Here is a 15,421-nt window from a genome sequence, read left to right as displayed (position 1 = left end):
GACGCGCCCGAGCACGCCGACCTCCATGGCCTCACGCTGCAGACCCAGATCGCGCTCGATCCGGCCTTCGGGGCGCCCCGGCTGCCGTTCACCGAGGATCCGCAGATGCGGCTCTGGCTCGCGCAGGGCATCGCGTCGCGCACGGCCACGGGCCCCGGCGGCAGCCGCCTGACCGCCCAACTAACGGTCAACGCCCATCTGTTGGCACCAGAACCGCCACCCAACGCCGCCCTCTTCCCCGCCGGCCCCGCCGACGCCGTCGCCATGCACGCCCAACGCCTCGGCGCCGACCCGACCCTCCTGCCCGCGATGCTCGCTCCACTGGCCCTCGCAGAGGGCGAGGGGCTGCCGCTGCCGCTGTGGGCACCACTGGCATCGGCGCTGGCCGCCCGCGATCTGGTGCCGGACATCGCCAACGGAATGCCGCTCGCCGGCCCGTTCGTCACCACGGTGAACGACGAGGACGCAGCCGCACCCACCCTCATCGCCCTCGCCCACCCGGCGCTCGGCGAGGCGATCCGCGCCACGCTGCCCGACGTACGCGCCGCACACCTCTGCCTCGCGATGGAGCTGCTTGAGCGGGTCCCTGAGGAGGGCTGGGAGCAGGCCGACGCCTACGTACGGGACGGCATCGTCGGCCACCTCCTGGGCGCGGGCCAACTGCCCCGCCTGCTCAAGGACCCGTGGCTGCTTGTACACACGGACCCGGTACTGCTGCGGGCCGCGCTGGACGAGATCACGACGGATGCCCGGGCGCGCGAATCGCTCCCCGCTCCAGGACGTACGTACCTACGGATCGCCCCGCTGCTGACGCGTACGCAGGCGGGGCCGGAGCAGCGCGCGCGGATGCTGGCGGCGGCGTTCGAGGAGGATGGACTCGCGCAGTACGCGGCCGCGTTGGGCTCCACTGGCCGGGGTGCGGTGGACGGCCCTGCCGCCTCCGACCCCACGGCTCCGGTGATCCCACAGCGCACGGCTCCGCCGTCCACGACATCGGCACCGCCCGCCACATCCCCGCAACGCACACCCACCGTGGTGGACTACCCGTTGGCGCCGCCCGAGCCGATGGCGTCGCCCGCGACACCCCCTCAGCCGCACCGGTCGACGCATCCTCCAGCGGCCGCGGAACCCCACCCCGGTCAGGGCCCCGCCCAGCCGACCCCCGCGGGCCCACCACCCGGCCACCCGGCCGCCCGGCCACCGGCCCGGGCAACACCGCAGTCTTCACCTACGTCGACCCGCGCACCGGCCAGGAGTCCTACGTCACCGCCACCTCGGCGCCCGGCAAGCCGCCGGCCGAGTACCAGGGCATGGCGCAGCTGGGCGAGTTGAGGGTGCCCGTGGACAACGTCGTCGCGATCCACACGGACCTGTGCCCCGGCTACTTCCCCGGCGGCTACACGGCGAACGTCCTGTTGTCCACGTTCCCGAACGCCTCCCACTCGCACGCGCACCCCTACGGCCGGGACCAGGCCTCCCGCACCGAGGGCATCGCCGCGCTCACGTCCCACGCGCAGCTGATGTCCCAACTCGCGGGCCAGCAGGCGCCACCACAACCGTCCCGCGCCCCGCTCCCCCACCCCGTACCGCCCACACACGTCCTGCCTGACGCGGAGCTCGGCCCGCTCCTCACACAGGTCTTCGGCGAACAGAAGGTCCGCCGCTACGCTCCCCAACTCCTGGCCACCGCGGCGCTCCCCGACGCGGCACGCGCAACGCTCGCCACCGCCGGCCTCCCCGCCGACGTCCCGCTCTTCTTCCTGGCGGACACCGACGCGCCCGGCGTCCCGCCCGTCATGGGCGGCATGTTCGCGGACGCGCGTACCCACCTCATCGGCACGGGAGCCCAGTTGCCCCCTGCCGCGGCCGACACCCTCGCCACGCACACCCGCATCGGCACGGACGGCATGTTCGTGATCACGGTGCAGCGCGACAGCGGCCAGGTCTGGGCGGCCATGCCCCTGGACGGCAGCCTCCAGTACGTGAACTCCTCGGTCGCCGCCTTCGCATACTCCCTCGCCACGCTGTACGCGACGCGCGGCCACATGATCGACGCGAGCCCGCACACGGCAGGCAACATCGTCGCCGACCTCCAGACCCGCCTCCTGGCCATCGACCCGAACGCCCTGTCGCAGCCGGACAACTGGTGGTCACTGGTCATCGAGCAGATGTGGCACGGGTTGTTCTGACCGCCACCGCCCGCACGGTCGTCGAGGCCGCTGCCACCGCGTGCGCTCGCGAGTTCAGCGGCTCGACTCCCACAGCCGGGGCCCCGACCGCCAAGGACAGTTGACCCGTACGACCGACTGATCGGTGAATGTCAGGTCGCAGGCGTCGGGGCCGGCCTGGGGTTGATGGGTAACCGAGAGAAGGTCATGCGCCGGAACGGTCAAGCCAGGTTCCGTCATGCCCAGTTAGTCGCCGCGTCGTGAACGCTGTACGTAGACCAGGATCGCGTCCCGATCCGTCAGCAGCAGGACCGTCGCCGCGTCAGTGGTCGGGATCCGCGGGTACAGCGCCGAGGCGAAGCGGCCGGCAAGGCTGCCGCGCCCACCCCTGAGGGGTTTTCCGGCGCGGCGGGTGCGGTTGCGGTGCAGCCACCAGAACAGGTCGAGGTCCGGGGCGATGATGCCATAAAGGCGGAAGACGCCCCAGACGCTGCGCTTGAAACCGGCCCAGCGGGCGCCGGGCAGCCGTTGGCCGATACACGATGCGCACTCCGCCTCCGACGCCGACTACAACGACGCCGTCGCCACCACCGATAAATGGTGGGACGCGGATTGTCGATGGCCGTCGGCGGCGCCACCGCGGCGGCCTCACCCGTGGCCGGAGACGTCGCCGGGTTCGCCGTCGAGGACATCCAGGAACTCGTCGTCAAGCGAGCTCAGCGCGACACCGGAGACGAAGCCAACTCCGCATCGGCCAAGGACTACGCGGACGGTATGAAGGCGGCCGGCTCCTCCAGCGCCGCCTCGCTTCGACTGGCATATCAGGCCGCGGAATCGACATGTCACAAGGGGACGTCAACGTGGACAGCGGGGCCATTGAGCGAGCGGCCAGAGACGAATACATCGCGGGTGCGACGTGGAACGCCTCGGTGAACGACAAGTGAGCGCCAAGGCCGACAGGCGCCCTCAGTGTGGGCCGAGCGCCGTCATCGCCCTGCTCCTGCTCGCCCTGACCAGCTGCAGCGACAAGACTCCCGTCATGCCGAGTACCGCATCCAGGGTCTGCGACGGCAAGCTCGCCGGCTCGGTGTTCGGCCCCCTGGTCGGGGACGGCGGTATCGCCTCCGAGGACACCACCCGCTTCCACCCGACCACGTGGAAGGCATACGGCGACTGCTGGCAGTACGGCGCGGAACACTCCGTCCGCATCTCCTACCTGTGGACAAAGACCGTGAACAACGGCGCCGGTACATCGACACCCCGGCATCGCGCCAGGCGTGTTCGATAAAGGCAAGGCTGTGCTGGAGATTGAGGTCAAGGACATGCCGCCCGCCCAGGGCCTCGACGCGACGAAGCGCCGCCAGTTCGCCACCGCGGCCACGAAGGCTGCCGACTACCTGGCGGGAGACGTCTTCTCCTGCTGATGCGCTTTCCTGGTGCACTTCCAGAACCACAGGAGTGGCCAACGCAATACCGAAGGTGACTGTAGCGACCACCAAGTAGGTGAGTATGTTCGTGCGATCAGGCAAGAGCGTAGTGCTCCTTGGGCTTGGCGTCCGACTGAGCCCAGACACCGAACGAACAAGAAATCACCAGAAATGCGAACGGATCAGAGAGGCCGATGAGTCACCCGCCAGAGGACCCTAGATACTCCAGCACGTACCCCACTTCTCCCCCGCCTGTGCCACCTCCTCAGCAGCCACCCGCCTGGGGCGCTCCTCCCGTCGGCGCACCTCCCACCAGCCCCCCGCCACCCGGCCCTCCCGGCCCGTTCATGCCGCACCAGGCTCCGTCTCCGTACGCGTATGCGCCCGGCCCTGCCGCCAAGCCTCCCGGCAAGGCACAGCGTGTCTGGGGAATCATCGTCCTCGTCGTCGGCGTTCTTCCTCTCCTCATTGGAGCCGGGCTCCTCGCGGCCAACATCAAGGACGCCCGGATCACGAAGTTCAACGATGCCTTCGCTCCGAAGGCCTGGCACAATCTGGAGAGCGACAAGCTCTTCCCCGACACGATGTCGGAACTGGGTACCGTCTACGACAACCCGGGTTGGGTGCGTCAGGGCATCGCGCAGGCCGCGAAGTGCGACGAGGTGCTGAGCGGCAAGCTGCTCCAACAGGCCACCGCCGGCGGCTGCAAGACGGTGCTCCGTGCGACCTATGTCGACCAGGGCGGCGAGGCGGCGGCCACTGTCTCCCTCATCGTGCTCGGCAACAGCGCCGCCGCGACGGAACTGGCCGACCAGTACTCCGAGACCGACACCGAAACCGAGTTGAATCCGCCCGGCGTCACCCCCTACCCGGTCCCCAAGACGTTGGCCTCGGGCTGGTCGAAGCGCAACGTCGTGGCCAATTCCTTCGCCCCCTTGAGCGCGGGAACCTCACAGACTCCGTACGTCATGGCGTTTTCGGTGGGATCAGTCGACGCACAGCGCAGTTGGGGACGTCTCCCCCAGCCCTGGACTCGCACGCAGAGCGACGAGACGGAGGCGTACAAGAGAATGGCGACCAACTTCGCCAGCATCTCCGGCTACCACGTCAACCAGGTGATCGACGGGAAGGCCGACGACGATGCCTAGCCGATCCAGCAGGACCCGACTGAATACGTTCCTGCGGACCATCACGGTGCCGCTGAGTGCCGTGATCGCATTCGGGGCGCTCCAGCAACCCGCCCAGGCGGCACCGGCCCGCTGGGAGTTGCCCGCCATGTCGGTACCGCAGGCGCAGAAGGCCGGCAAGGGGTCCGGCATCACCGTGGCGGTGCTGGACACCGGGATCCAGACCGACCACCCGGCCCTGCATGGCCGCGTGACCGAAGGCCCGGACATTCTCGGCGGCGCGGACAAGTCGTCGAGTTCCTACGGCGGGCACGGCACCGCGATGGCATCCAACGTCCTGGAAGTGGCGCCTCAGGCAAAGGTGTTGGGTATCAGGGTGCTGGGCGACGACAACACCGGGAACGAGAAAGTCCTGACCGAAGGCATCCGCTACGCCGCGGACCACGGCGCCGACGTCATCTCCATCTCCCTGGGCATGGAAGGCATCGGGACGTCCTTCGACGCCCAGTTGGACGCCGCCGTCCAATACGCACTGTCCAAGGGCATCTCCATCGTCAACGGTGCGGGCAACGCCGGCGACGTCAGCGAAGAGACCATGGACGAGAACGATTTCGCCTTCCCCTCCGGGGACCCCGGTGTCGTGACCGTCGCCGCGGCCGATCGCCGCGGGCAGCGGGCTTCGTTCTCGACCGTTCACAACTACGTCGACATCGCGGCCCCCGGAGTCAGCGTCACCGCGGCGAAGGCCGGTACGCGGACAACGGAGCGGATCGACGGCACGTCTCCCGCCACCGCTCTGGTCTCGGGCGTGGTCGCCCTGATGCGCGAGCAGCACCCGAAACTCGCCCCGTACCAGATCACGCAGGCGCTGGAACGCACCGCTTCCACCCACCAGCGGGGCCACAACCCGCAGACGGGCTACGGAATGGTCAACGCCCAGGCCGCACTCGCCGCGGCAGCCAAGCTGAGCCCCGCCCAGAAGATGGCAGTGGGCACCGCCGGCGCCGGCAAGCACTTCGGCCCCGGCGATGACGGAACACCCTCACGTGTCGGCTACGGAATGGACTCCGAAACCACCATCGTGTCCATCGCCTTCGCCGTCGTCGGCCTGCTCATCTGCGCAGGCGGATTCCTCCTGTTCCGCCGCGGCCGTCGCAGGCGCCGCGACTGGGAGCAGCAACAGCGGGTGGGCGCTCCGCAGCCGCCCTCCATGGCGGCTTACTGAGGCCGCCTACTGAGCATGACGCCGCACAGAGCTGGGGCCCGCAGTCTTCGTGGCTGCGGGTCCCATGCCTTTCTCGTACCGCTCGCCCAAGACCGCGAGCTACGACGGCCACGCACACCAGGGGCCAGGCGTGGCCAAGCCCGCATCAGGCGCCCTGTTAACGCAACGCGCCCCACGTCGTCAGGGACGGACGGGGGGCGCGGATGACTCCCGCTGAGCGGTAACTACTGCTGACCGTACGGCGGTTGCGAGGGGGCCTGCGGGTACGAGCCCGGGGCGGGAGGTGCCTGTTGCGGGTACGAGCCGGGGTACGGCTGCTGCGCCGCATACGGCTGATTGCCTCCGCCACCCCAGCCACCACCGGGGGGCGGGGGCGTGCCGCCGCCATTGTTCTTGCGACTGCGCATGATCACGATCACGACGATCGCCAGAACGACGAGGACGCCTGCGGCGATGCCGATGATTAGGCCGGTACTGATACCGCCGGAGTCGGAGGCGGCGTCGGGCGAGGAAGAGGACGGGGCTGAGGCGCCGTCACTGCTGGTCTTGCCGACGGCGGCATTCAACTGGTCGATCTTGAGCGGGCCGTTCTTGGAACCGGCCGGGACGTCCTTCGTGAGCGCGGCCAGCGGCTGAATGAAGCCGTAGCCGTAGTGCTCGTCGGGGAGCGACGTGCCCTTCGCAGAGGCGGGGAGGCCAGCGGTCTTAGCCAGGCGATTGACGAGCTGGCCTGCGGAGAGTTCGGGGAACTTCTGCTTGAGGAGGGCTAGGGCTGAGGAGACGTAGGCGGTGGCGTCTGACGTGCCATCTGATTTGGCATAACCGCTAGGTCCAGAGCCAGTGCTGACAATCCCGTCTCCAGGAGCGGTGAGGAGAACAGAATCGCCGTAGTTCGACTTGCTCCAAATCTCACCGCTCCTCGACACGGCGCCCACCCCGACGATGCCTGGATAGCTGACGGGCAACACGTCGTCCGCGTTCTTTCCTTCATTTCCGGAGGAAACAACAACCGGTACGCCCTTGCCATCAGCGTAGGCAATCGCCTTGAGTACCGAACTCTTGTCTGCGCAGCTGCTAGCCGTTTGCGAGATGTTGATGACCTGAGCCCCGTGATCGACTGCGTAGCGGATGGACCGTACGAAACAGTCCCCACCGAAGTCGCGGATTGGGAGGATCTTGGCCTCTGGAGCCAAACCCTTGACGCCGTTCTCCCCGTTCGCCCCATGACCGTGCGCCGCGATATCGCCCGCCATGCCTGTGCCATGGCTGTCGCCGTCCTCGGGCGAAGCGTCGTCATCCCCGGACTTGAAATCTTTGCCCGCCAGGACGTTGCCCTTGAGGTCAGGATGGTTCGCGTCCACGCCCTCGTCAATCACGGCGACCGTGACTCCCTTTCCGGTCGCCACGTCCCAGATCTTGTCAGCCGAGAACGCCGACAAGACCCACTGGTCATCTCGCACCTGATCTGCCGACGCCGTCGGCGCGGCCGCGAAAAGCAGCGCTCCCGCCGCTGCCGCAGCGCCGACCGCGCGCAGCGCTCGCGTGAAGCTCATGCCGTAACACCTTCCCTCGCAGGGCGGGGCCCACAGCCCGAAGGCTGCGGACCCCGTCTTGTCTTCACCGCATACTTAACCAGTAGGCCCGACTATTCCACGACCCTGGGGTTAACAGTGCGACTGTTTGCCCAGGTCTCCTCATCCTCGACCAGATAGTCCGGACGAGAGTTGTCGCGACCCTTCTTGTCCTTACCCTTGCCTGTCTGTGCACCGTGCCCAGCAAGACCATTGCGTCCGGCATTCTGTCCTGCACCGCCGGTCGCTGTCTTCGGCTTCTGGCGCAGGGCGGAACCGCCCTGCTGCCCGGAACCCGGCTTGACGACGGACTTGCCGATCTCGCCGCCCTTCGTGCGAGCGAGCGAGTTGCCCTTCAGGCCCTTCGCCGCTTCCTTACCGGCTGCGCCGGACCCCGCGCCTCCGCCAAGTCCGCCGCGCCCCATAGCGCCCGCACCACCACGACCGGCAGCACCCGCGCCAAGACCTGCACCAGCACCGATCCCGCCGGCGATCCCCGTGCCGCCAGGTCCACCGGAGCCGACGCCACCGGCTCCGGAACCAGCCATGCCGCCACCGATACCACCGGCACCAGTTCCCGTGCCGACACCACCAGTTCCGGCTCCCGAGCCGCCGTTGAAGCTGAGGTTGCCGGCACCGATCTGCGAACCGGCCGTCGGCTTCTGCGAGCCGATACCCCCGCTGATGCCGCCGGCAGTCGGCGACTTCATACCCTTGACCGCCGCCCCCGAGGTGCCGGAACGGCTGAGATTGCCAGAACCGGCACTGCCCGAAGGACTGGTTACGGAACCAGCGACGATCGGCACAGGAGCAACGCCACCAGGCTCGCCCGGGTATTCCTCACTGTCACCATGGTCCCTCTTCGACCACGACCCCATCGACTTGGTCTGCGAGTTGTAAGCCGCCCCCAGCGCCTCCATCTTCACAGCCATGGCCATCTGCGCCTCGCGCCCCGCCGACATGTCGCCTTCGCGGCCATCAGCAATCTGTTGCGCAGTCACATTCTTGTCGGCGAGGTCCCGGTTGAGGCCGTCCTCGTCGCGGTTGATGTCCGTGAGACGGTCGGACCTGCTCTCGCCCGCGGACGGCTTCTGCATAGCCACGACTTGCTTCTGGATGTCCCCGAGCACGTTCGCCGCACTCGTCATCGCGGTGGAGACCTGCGTCGCATACGTGGACGTGTCATGGATCTTCTTCGAGATCACCTTCGACCGAGCCTGGAACTGGTCGGCCGACGGGCCCTCCCAGTGCTCCATCACCTCGGAGACAGCGTGTTCGTAGGCCTCCTTGGCCGCGACAAGCTGATCGTGGACACCGGTCCAGCCCCTGGCAGCACGATGTACGTTCTCAGGGTTGGCGTTCTGGACCATGCCCTTCATGGTGTCCATGTCCAGGTTCTTGAAGTCGGTCGTGTTGTCGCCGACGTAGCACTGCGTCGGCGCCTGGTACGTGTAGTCCGCGCCCTGGTCACTCATTGCGCCCCAGGCCCCCTTCGTCACTCGCTTCGTGTCCTACCCGTCCACTGCTGACCTCGATGTCACTACACACCCGACATCGACCCCGCATCGACCCCCGACCCCGGGGACGAAGTCGACGCCTGGTTCGCCCCGTGCATCGAGTTCGAGGTGTCCGCTTCAGCGTCCTGATATGCCCCGTGCGCCTTCTTCGTCTTCGTGCCGAAGTCGTCCATCACCGACTCCAGGTGGGCGACGACGGCCTCAAGGTAGTCCTTCATCTCGGCGTGGGCGGAAGTCAACGCTTCCGCCTCTTCGAACCGGCCGCCCGACGTGCTCCCGCTCGTCGTGCACTGCCCACCCACGCTCGTACCCAATGCGCCCGGCGGCAGGTACGTGTTGCTCTTCGTGTCCGCGTTCGCCTTGCCCAGGTCGCCAATAATCCCGTTCAGCTTCTTGATGACCTGGTCGAGCGCACTCAGATCGACCTTGTACCCGTCACCGGCCATGCGCTTGGCCCTCCCCGTTCATCCTGCTAGTCCCGTTCTTCCCGTTGGGGGCGATAAGTCCGGTCCCCTGTCACAAGCCTGCCTATAGCTTATCGAACGGCACCCACACCCCGCTCGGTGCTGCCCGTCACAACTCCGCGACAGGTGCGGCGGATACGCTGCCCCATGGGACATAAGCGACACAATCACCCCGTCCTCATGTCCTCCTGACCGCGTCGGCGCAGAACCAACTCAGTAGGCGAACCCGGTGGACGAGCTCACTGGACGAACCCTGTGGACGAGCTCAACGGACCAGCCCAACGGACCAGCTCAATAGAGCCTCCAGCCCCGCCCGTCATGACGCGGCCCAGCCTCCCGGGCCGCGCCGCCCCGCTGGCGCCGCTCCTCGTCGATCTCGTCCTGATACGTGGTCAGTCGGCGACGCCCCTCGTCCTCCGCGGCGTGCCGCGCGTCGGGCGGCAGTTCCTCCAGCGCACGGAACCCGTCGCGCACCCGGTCGGACAGGGCCTCTCGGCAGGCCGAGTTCTGCATCGCCTCGCGCAACCCCACCCTGCCCGCGAGTACTTCCTTCGCCATCTCCTGGACGACCTCTCCGCCGCCACCCTGCGCAAGGCGCTGGAGCGAACTACGCAGAGCCCTGGCGCGTGCCGGCTCCCTGGCGATGTCCAGGAACTCCTCGTCCCCGACCTGCTCTTCGGCCACCTGTGGGCCTCCCTTGCCCCAAATGCCTGATGCGCGTGCCCAATTACGCGTCATAACCCACGACGCGACCTACGAGGCGGCCCACGACGACTACGTGCGTACGACCGTCAAACAGCCGGATGGTCGTAGCCCTCCCCCACCGCCGGCAGCTGGTTGACCGCCACGCCGATGGTTCCTGACAGTGCCGCCGCCGCGGCGACGGCGATCTTCACTGACTGCTCTGCCGCCGAGTAGGCCTCGGTCGCCTGCCCCCACAGCCGGATCACCTTCACGACTTCGAGCGCGGCCAGGCCGTATCCGACGACGGCCCCAACGCCCGTTTCCACCAAGAGCGTTCCAGCAGCCACCTCGATCTCGATGAGGATCAGGGCGTCCGCCATCGCCGTCAGCACACCTTTGACGAGGTTCAACGCCTCGTACACCGCAAGGGAAATCTCCGAGTAGTAGCCCTGAAGATCCTTCAGCGATGTGCCGACTTCGGTGATCCTTTTTGCCAGCTCATCGAAGTATTTATATGCGGCATCTGCCGCATTTCCGTCCCATGACTGGTCGAGTCGCTGATTCCCGGACTGGATATTGGCACTCAAGTCGCCGAGTGAGCTCCCCGACTTCTGCCACATCTCGGCACACTTTGCGTACGCCTCCCAGCCTCCCGCGAACCAACCGAGCGCCTGTTCCAGCGGATCCTGCTCCGCCTGGAATACGAACTTGATGGCCTCAAGGGACCAGTAGCTGGGGCTGAGCCAATCGCTGACCGTCCCGACGGTGTCGCTTACCAGGCCGTGCGAGTACTCCTCGGGCTTGCCCGGAGCACTCAGCCGGGAGGAAGGGGCGGCCGCGTCGCCGCGCTTCGATCCAGGAGCGTGTGGATGCGCGACAACGCCCTATTGGCTTCGTCCATCGCCTGGTCGTGCAATTCCAGAGGTGCCAGCAACAGGCCTTGTTCCGTGGTGGACTTGTCCAGCCCCGTGCCGTATCTCTTGACGTATTCACCGACAGACTGCGCGTCTTCCGCGGCGCGGTCGACCTGTTTCCCGTAGGCCTCAAGATCCGCCGATTCAGCTGCGAAGCTCACTGTCGCCCGCTCCCCTCCAACAATTTCCGTAGCGGCCGGAAGGCACCGTAGCAACCATGCCCAGGAATCTCTTCAGCCGGAACTGGCAGGACCAGGACGGCCATCCACTCGGATCCGACGGGGATAAGCAACTCGCGAGAGCGAAACGGCAGGCCCTGCGCGTATTGCCCGGCATCACACTGGTTTTCGCTGTGTGTTACCTGGCAGTCAACTGCGTGTCACTACTCCGGGGTGAATTTGACGCATCCATGGCGCTTTCGATCATCCCTGCTGTTATTGCTGGCTTTCTCGCCATTCGTGGACGGATCACGCGTTCCATCCCTTTGTGTGCGGCCGGGCTTGTGGTGTTGGTCGCGTGGGGGCTGCCGTGTCGGCGTTGAACGGCTGACCCGTCACCTCCGACACCTGCGCATGGTTCAACGCTCCCAGCACTTCGCCACAGCGGGCGCGTACGCCACCCGTAGTCGAAGTAGCCACCACAGGACCGGAATCGGCCGCACGCGGACTCGGTCAACACTGACCGGCCAAGAAGATCGCCCGAAGGCTTCCAGGCTGCGCGAAGCGGAGCGCCGATGACGCCGGACGCGGAATCGGCAAGGGCCACCGCCCGTCGCTCGATCTCATCCGTGCCCTTGTGTCGGGCCTCTAGGAGAAGAAGACGTCCACATGCCGGCGATCACTTGGGAAGACCCGTTCTGCGGGGAAGGCGCCAACTGTTTCCGCCTCGGCACCGACAGCCGCGAGGCGCTCCGTGCGTTGATCTCGGACATCAAAGCGGGGAAGGCGGATCACCTTCTCTGAGCGCTACGGACTCGAGTACTCGGCCCCGTCTACGTTTCGACGAACCACATGCGCCGCGCCGGTATTGGGCGGCACCGTCGAAAACATCACGAGGACGAGGACGAGCCCAGCCCAACCGGCCCCCGGTCGAGATGACTCAGCCTCACCGGGAACGCCTCGCCCATGCGTCGCCAGCCTTGCCCCATGAACTGGACCGAGCACCACGAACCGTCGACGAACCCGATTTCGTGACAGCCGCCCACGACGTCGCTTCGGTCCCGGATCCAGCTCACCTTGCCGAGCTCCGTCGACCAGCCCACCTCGACCGGGCCGTGCCTGCCCGTGAGCGAGCCGGCGCACGACACGTACACGAGTTGCAGGTGTTGTCCGGTGACCTGCATGACCACGTCCGCGCCGTTCCTGGTCCGGGGCTTTGTGGCCCGCGCCAGGTGGCCCGCCGTGGAGTTCCAGTCACCGGAGAACGGCTTCCCGGGCTTCCTTGCCCCACACCAGAAGACCGCCTCGAAGAACGCTTCGAACGGGTTCCAGGTCATGGAGATCAACCTGGCCGCCCCATGAACCGGGAGCATGCACCAGCTGAAGGGGGCCCGGCGCTCCGAGCGCAGACCGCGCGTGCGGTGGAAATGGCCGGGTTCGGGCGCCCGGGAAGCCAGAGCGACCCGGTGCTCTCCTCGCAGCGCCTCGCCACCCGGTGCGACCGCCCGCGCTCGCACGACCGACGTCTGATTGCGGTCCGATCCGCTCACCCGAAAATTTCCCTCACTGTCCGGGACGCGCGCGAAGGCGTTGTATCCGTACGCCCATCCAGGCTCCGCGGGTCGAGGCGCCTTTCGTACTCGTAACGCCCCTCCGCCACCCCAGGTCCGCCCTCAAGGACCGAGCCCTGGACAGCGCCGGCCGGGTCGGCACCGATCACATCCTTGACGGCACCCTTCACGGTCTTCTTGTAGCCACGTATCCCGCGAACAGGACCAGATCCTCTGGGGGACGGCGGCCGTGTCCATCGCAGCGAACATAGGGCATGAGGCCGCCCTTGAGGTGCTTCGGCCCTTTCGAAGTGCGCTCCGAAGCTCTGCCATCTTGCGAGGCAACTGCATGCGCTTTGCGATGTCGGACAGCGCCTCCGCCAGCTTGGCGGTGATCTTGACAGCTTTGGCCGCCCTGGTGCCGATTCCGGCGGCGGCGACAGGCGACCCGCCGGCTGCGGCGGCAAGGACTGCCTCCACAATCTCGACGGCAAGCTCGAGCACGTCTTGCCCGGTGCATGCCGAACACCGAACGGCCAGGCTCAGCCGTCCCATTCATGCAGCACGGCCTGCGCGTAGACCACCCGCATGTCCAAACGGGATGCCCGGACCTTGTACTTGTCGGTCATCCCGTAGAACTTCAAGGGGGCGGGGCCCAGCCCGAGGCCACCCTTGGTGCGCCATGCCGTCCGCGACGGCAGATGCCAGTCGGGGCGGCCGTACCCGCCGACGAGGCTCGCCACGTTGTAGACCAGCATCAGCGGCGAGAGCAGCACGTACAGAATCCACGCACTGACGGTTCCACGACGGCCGACCAGGCTTGTGCCGTCCGGCAGTTCCATCTCGTACCGGCGGCGCCCGCCACTACCCGGGGCCGACAGTCGCAGCACGCCCAGCTCGGCCCCGTCAGGCCCTGTCACAGCCAGGTCGGCTCCCGCATTCGGGTCGGCCGTTCGCCGGGCCACAGAACACAAGAGCCCATTCCCTACCTGGTCCGCGAAGAGGGTGAAACTCGGACCCCGGCCGTCTGCCGCTTCCTTGTTCGGAAACTCCCCTTGGACATGGATCGCGTTCCCACCTCGCACCTTGATGAGGCGTTGGAAGTTGGCCGCTGCCCTTTCTTGTGCAGTCGGATAGTGAACGCTGAATTCGGTACTCACGTTTCCTGGCCCAAGTGGTCGGCGGGAATGGGGTCGAGATCGCAGGTCATCGCCAGCTCTTTCCGGTGGGCGGCTTGAGCCACGCGGGCAGTTGACCGAGCGCGAGCCCTGATGTCGACAGGATCTGAAGATAACCGTTGACCTGATCGCGGGTCCCGCCGCGTACCCATGCACGACGGAACCAGAACGCTCGCGACAGCAGGTACACGCCGGCTGCGACCAGTAGCACCACGGGCGAGCAGAGGATCAGGCCGACCACTGGGTCGAGGGTTCCCCAATCGGTGGTGTCGATCAGGAACCACGCTCCGACCGCTCCTGGGACGAGCAGCAAGCCTCCCCATGCCCCGCGTGAGTTCATCCGGCCCAGCAGGAACCGATGGCGATGGAGCATCGCGGCGACCTCGCGGTCGGCCAGATAGTCGATGCCCCTGTCGACGCCAATGGCCCGCGCCGCCTCGGCCAGGCCCGGCACCTCCGCCAGGTGAACAGCCCTCACCTGCAACAGCCCAAGGGCATCCGCCGGGAGAGCGCTGCCGACTTCCGGCAGGCGCCGTGCACTCATCCGAACACGTCCCGGACGGGCTTCGGAGGCGGAGGTTCCTCGGCGCCCTGTGCCGCCTGCGTGGGCCCGGTCGGCTCCGTCACCGGTGTCGACTGCGTCAGAGGGCCGCCGGAAGCCACGTCCGTCCGCTGATCCGCATGATCCGGATCATCCGGCTGCTGAGGCAGGTTGCCGGCCTGGGGCGGGGTACCGGCCTGAGGCTCGGCATCGGCCGACGCCGGCCCCTCCGCCACTTCAAGGGTGTTCACGATGGTGAAGAAGAGCTCTGAGTACAGGTCCCAGTCCTGCATGCACGGCGTGCTGAGTTCGAAGAGAGCCATCTCCGCGTACCGGCGAAGAGGGAGGTACACGGCGATCTTTCCGATCTCCACCTCTTCGGCCCGACCGGAGTCGGTGATCTCCGCAGGAAGCGTCATGATCTCCGAGGTGAACCTGGCAGCCGCCTCACCCGCCTCGAGCCACACCGTCTCGACCCGAGCCTGCTCCCCCAAACCAGAAGAACCGGACGCCCCGGATGTCCCGGAGAGTTCCGCGGCGACACTCGAAGCCGTCATCCTCCGGCCGTTCGGCACCGACTCCAGCAGCGTGGCGGTCACCGTCGCCGTGCTGTGGCGCCCGTCGAGGTCGAGCAGGCAGAAGCCCGCGTAGCCGACCCCGGCCTCCACCATCTCGGCGACCACCGGCAGTTGAGCCGCCGCGTACTGGAACCAGAGTTGGGCGTTCCCCTCCGGGTAGATGTCCTGGGCCAGCTCGATCAGCTCTTCACCCACCAGCTCCGGGGGTTCCTGGACAGGGAGCTCGAAGAAGGCGGGCGGCACACGGAAGTTCAGACGCTCAGGAGCAGCCTCCGAGGCGACGGTCACACCGCTGCCGGGTTCATCCATCGTGTCCATG

At 67.3% G+C, this 15,421-nt stretch carries 16 protein-coding genes; 6 read left to right on the top strand and 10 right to left on the bottom strand.

The window, feature by feature from the left end:
- The first annotated feature begins 683 nt into the window (after positions 1 to 683).
- The 5 genes from OG746_RS13780 to OG746_RS13760 all read left to right on the top strand — a co-directional run bounded on the left by OG746_RS13780 (position 684) and on the right by OG746_RS13760 (position 5,947).
- The gene (locus OG746_RS13780; protein WP_266714878.1) at positions 684 to 2,189 is read left to right on the top strand and encodes an SUKH-4 family immunity protein; all 1,506 of its coding nucleotides are present in this window, start codon (positions 684 to 686) and stop codon (positions 2,187 to 2,189) included.
- Between the two features lie 1,018 nt (positions 2,190 to 3,207).
- Positions 3,208 to 3,456: a hypothetical protein gene (locus tag OG746_RS13775; RefSeq protein WP_266714877.1), complete on the top strand. Its 249-nt coding sequence runs from the start codon at positions 3,208 to 3,210 to the stop codon at positions 3,454 to 3,456.
- A 10-nt stretch (positions 3,457 to 3,466) separates the two neighbouring features.
- Entirely contained in the window at positions 3,467 to 3,592 is a 126-nt protein-coding gene (locus tag OG746_RS13770; RefSeq protein ID WP_266714876.1) for a hypothetical protein, read from the top strand.
- A 350-nt stretch (positions 3,593 to 3,942) separates the two neighbouring features.
- A complete protein-coding gene (locus OG746_RS13765) occupies positions 3,943 to 4,743 on the top strand; it encodes a hypothetical protein (protein ID WP_266714875.1) in 801 nt (266 codons plus the stop codon).
- Positions 4,736 to 5,947 carry a S8 family peptidase gene (locus OG746_RS13760; protein WP_266714874.1) on the top strand — a complete coding sequence of 404 codons (1,212 nt, stop codon included), beginning with the start codon at positions 4,736 to 4,738 and terminating at the stop codon, positions 5,945 to 5,947. The genes OG746_RS13765 and OG746_RS13760 overlap by 8 nt, the downstream gene beginning before the upstream one ends.
- A 224-nt stretch (positions 5,948 to 6,171) precedes the next feature.
- Here the strand turns inward: OG746_RS13760 and OG746_RS13755 are convergent, their stop codons facing one another.
- The 6 genes from OG746_RS13755 to OG746_RS13730 form a co-directional block, all read right to left on the bottom strand.
- On the bottom strand, positions 6,172 to 7,500 hold the full coding sequence (locus tag OG746_RS13755; protein WP_266714873.1) for a S8 family serine peptidase: 1,329 nt from the start codon (positions 7,498 to 7,500) through the stop codon (positions 6,172 to 6,174).
- A gap of 92 nt (positions 7,501 to 7,592) precedes the next feature.
- Positions 7,593 to 8,993, bottom strand: coding sequence for a WXG100 family type VII secretion target (locus OG746_RS13750; protein WP_266714872.1), 1,401 nt, complete (start codon positions 8,991 to 8,993; stop codon positions 7,593 to 7,595).
- Positions 8,994 to 9,058: 65 nt separating this feature from the next.
- The gene (locus OG746_RS13745) at positions 9,059 to 9,481 is read right to left on the bottom strand and encodes a hypothetical protein (RefSeq protein WP_266714871.1); all 423 of its coding nucleotides are present in this window, start codon (positions 9,479 to 9,481) and stop codon (positions 9,059 to 9,061) included.
- A gap of 309 nt (positions 9,482 to 9,790) precedes the next feature.
- A complete protein-coding gene (locus OG746_RS13740) occupies positions 9,791 to 10,183 on the bottom strand; it encodes a hypothetical protein (RefSeq protein ID WP_266714870.1) in 393 nt (130 codons plus the stop codon).
- A gap of 107 nt (positions 10,184 to 10,290) precedes the next feature.
- Complete coding sequence (locus tag OG746_RS13735; RefSeq protein ID WP_266714869.1) at positions 10,291 to 10,803, bottom strand: hypothetical protein; 513 nt, start codon at positions 10,801 to 10,803, stop codon at positions 10,291 to 10,293.
- Positions 10,804 to 10,997: 194 nt separating this feature from the next.
- Positions 10,998 to 11,258 carry a hypothetical protein gene (locus OG746_RS13730; RefSeq protein WP_266714868.1) on the bottom strand — a complete coding sequence of 87 codons (261 nt, stop codon included), beginning with the start codon at positions 11,256 to 11,258 and terminating at the stop codon, positions 10,998 to 11,000.
- A 666-nt stretch (positions 11,259 to 11,924) separates the two neighbouring features.
- Here OG746_RS13730 and OG746_RS13725 point away from each other — a divergent pair.
- Positions 11,925 to 12,059, top strand: coding sequence for a hypothetical protein (locus OG746_RS13725; RefSeq protein WP_266714867.1), 135 nt, complete (start codon positions 11,925 to 11,927; stop codon positions 12,057 to 12,059).
- A gap of 86 nt (positions 12,060 to 12,145) precedes the next feature.
- Here OG746_RS13725 and OG746_RS13720 read toward each other — a convergent pair whose 3' ends face one another.
- From OG746_RS13720 to OG746_RS13705, 4 genes are all read right to left on the bottom strand, one after another.
- Positions 12,146 to 12,592, bottom strand: a complete 447-nt coding sequence (locus OG746_RS13720; RefSeq protein ID WP_266714866.1) for a hypothetical protein — start codon at positions 12,590 to 12,592, stop codon at positions 12,146 to 12,148.
- A 755-nt stretch (positions 12,593 to 13,347) separates the two neighbouring features.
- Positions 13,348 to 13,725, bottom strand: a complete 378-nt coding sequence (locus tag OG746_RS13715) for a hypothetical protein (protein ID WP_266714865.1) — start codon at positions 13,723 to 13,725, stop codon at positions 13,348 to 13,350.
- Positions 13,726 to 14,011: 286 nt separating this feature from the next.
- Positions 14,012 to 14,527: a hypothetical protein gene (locus tag OG746_RS13710; protein ID WP_266714864.1), complete on the bottom strand. Its 516-nt coding sequence runs from the start codon at positions 14,525 to 14,527 to the stop codon at positions 14,012 to 14,014.
- Positions 14,524 to 15,420: a hypothetical protein gene (locus OG746_RS13705; RefSeq protein WP_266714863.1), complete on the bottom strand. Its 897-nt coding sequence runs from the start codon at positions 15,418 to 15,420 to the stop codon at positions 14,524 to 14,526. The genes OG746_RS13710 and OG746_RS13705 overlap by 4 nt, the downstream gene beginning before the upstream one ends.
- Position 15,421 lies beyond the last annotated feature (1 nt).

It is taken from the genome of Streptomyces sp. NBC_01016, from assembly GCF_026341035.1.
Lineage (GTDB): Bacteria > Actinomycetota > Actinomycetes > Streptomycetales > Streptomycetaceae > Streptomyces.
The sequence above is the reverse complement of the archived record's forward strand: the minus strand, read 5'-3'. Positions and strand labels throughout refer to the sequence as shown.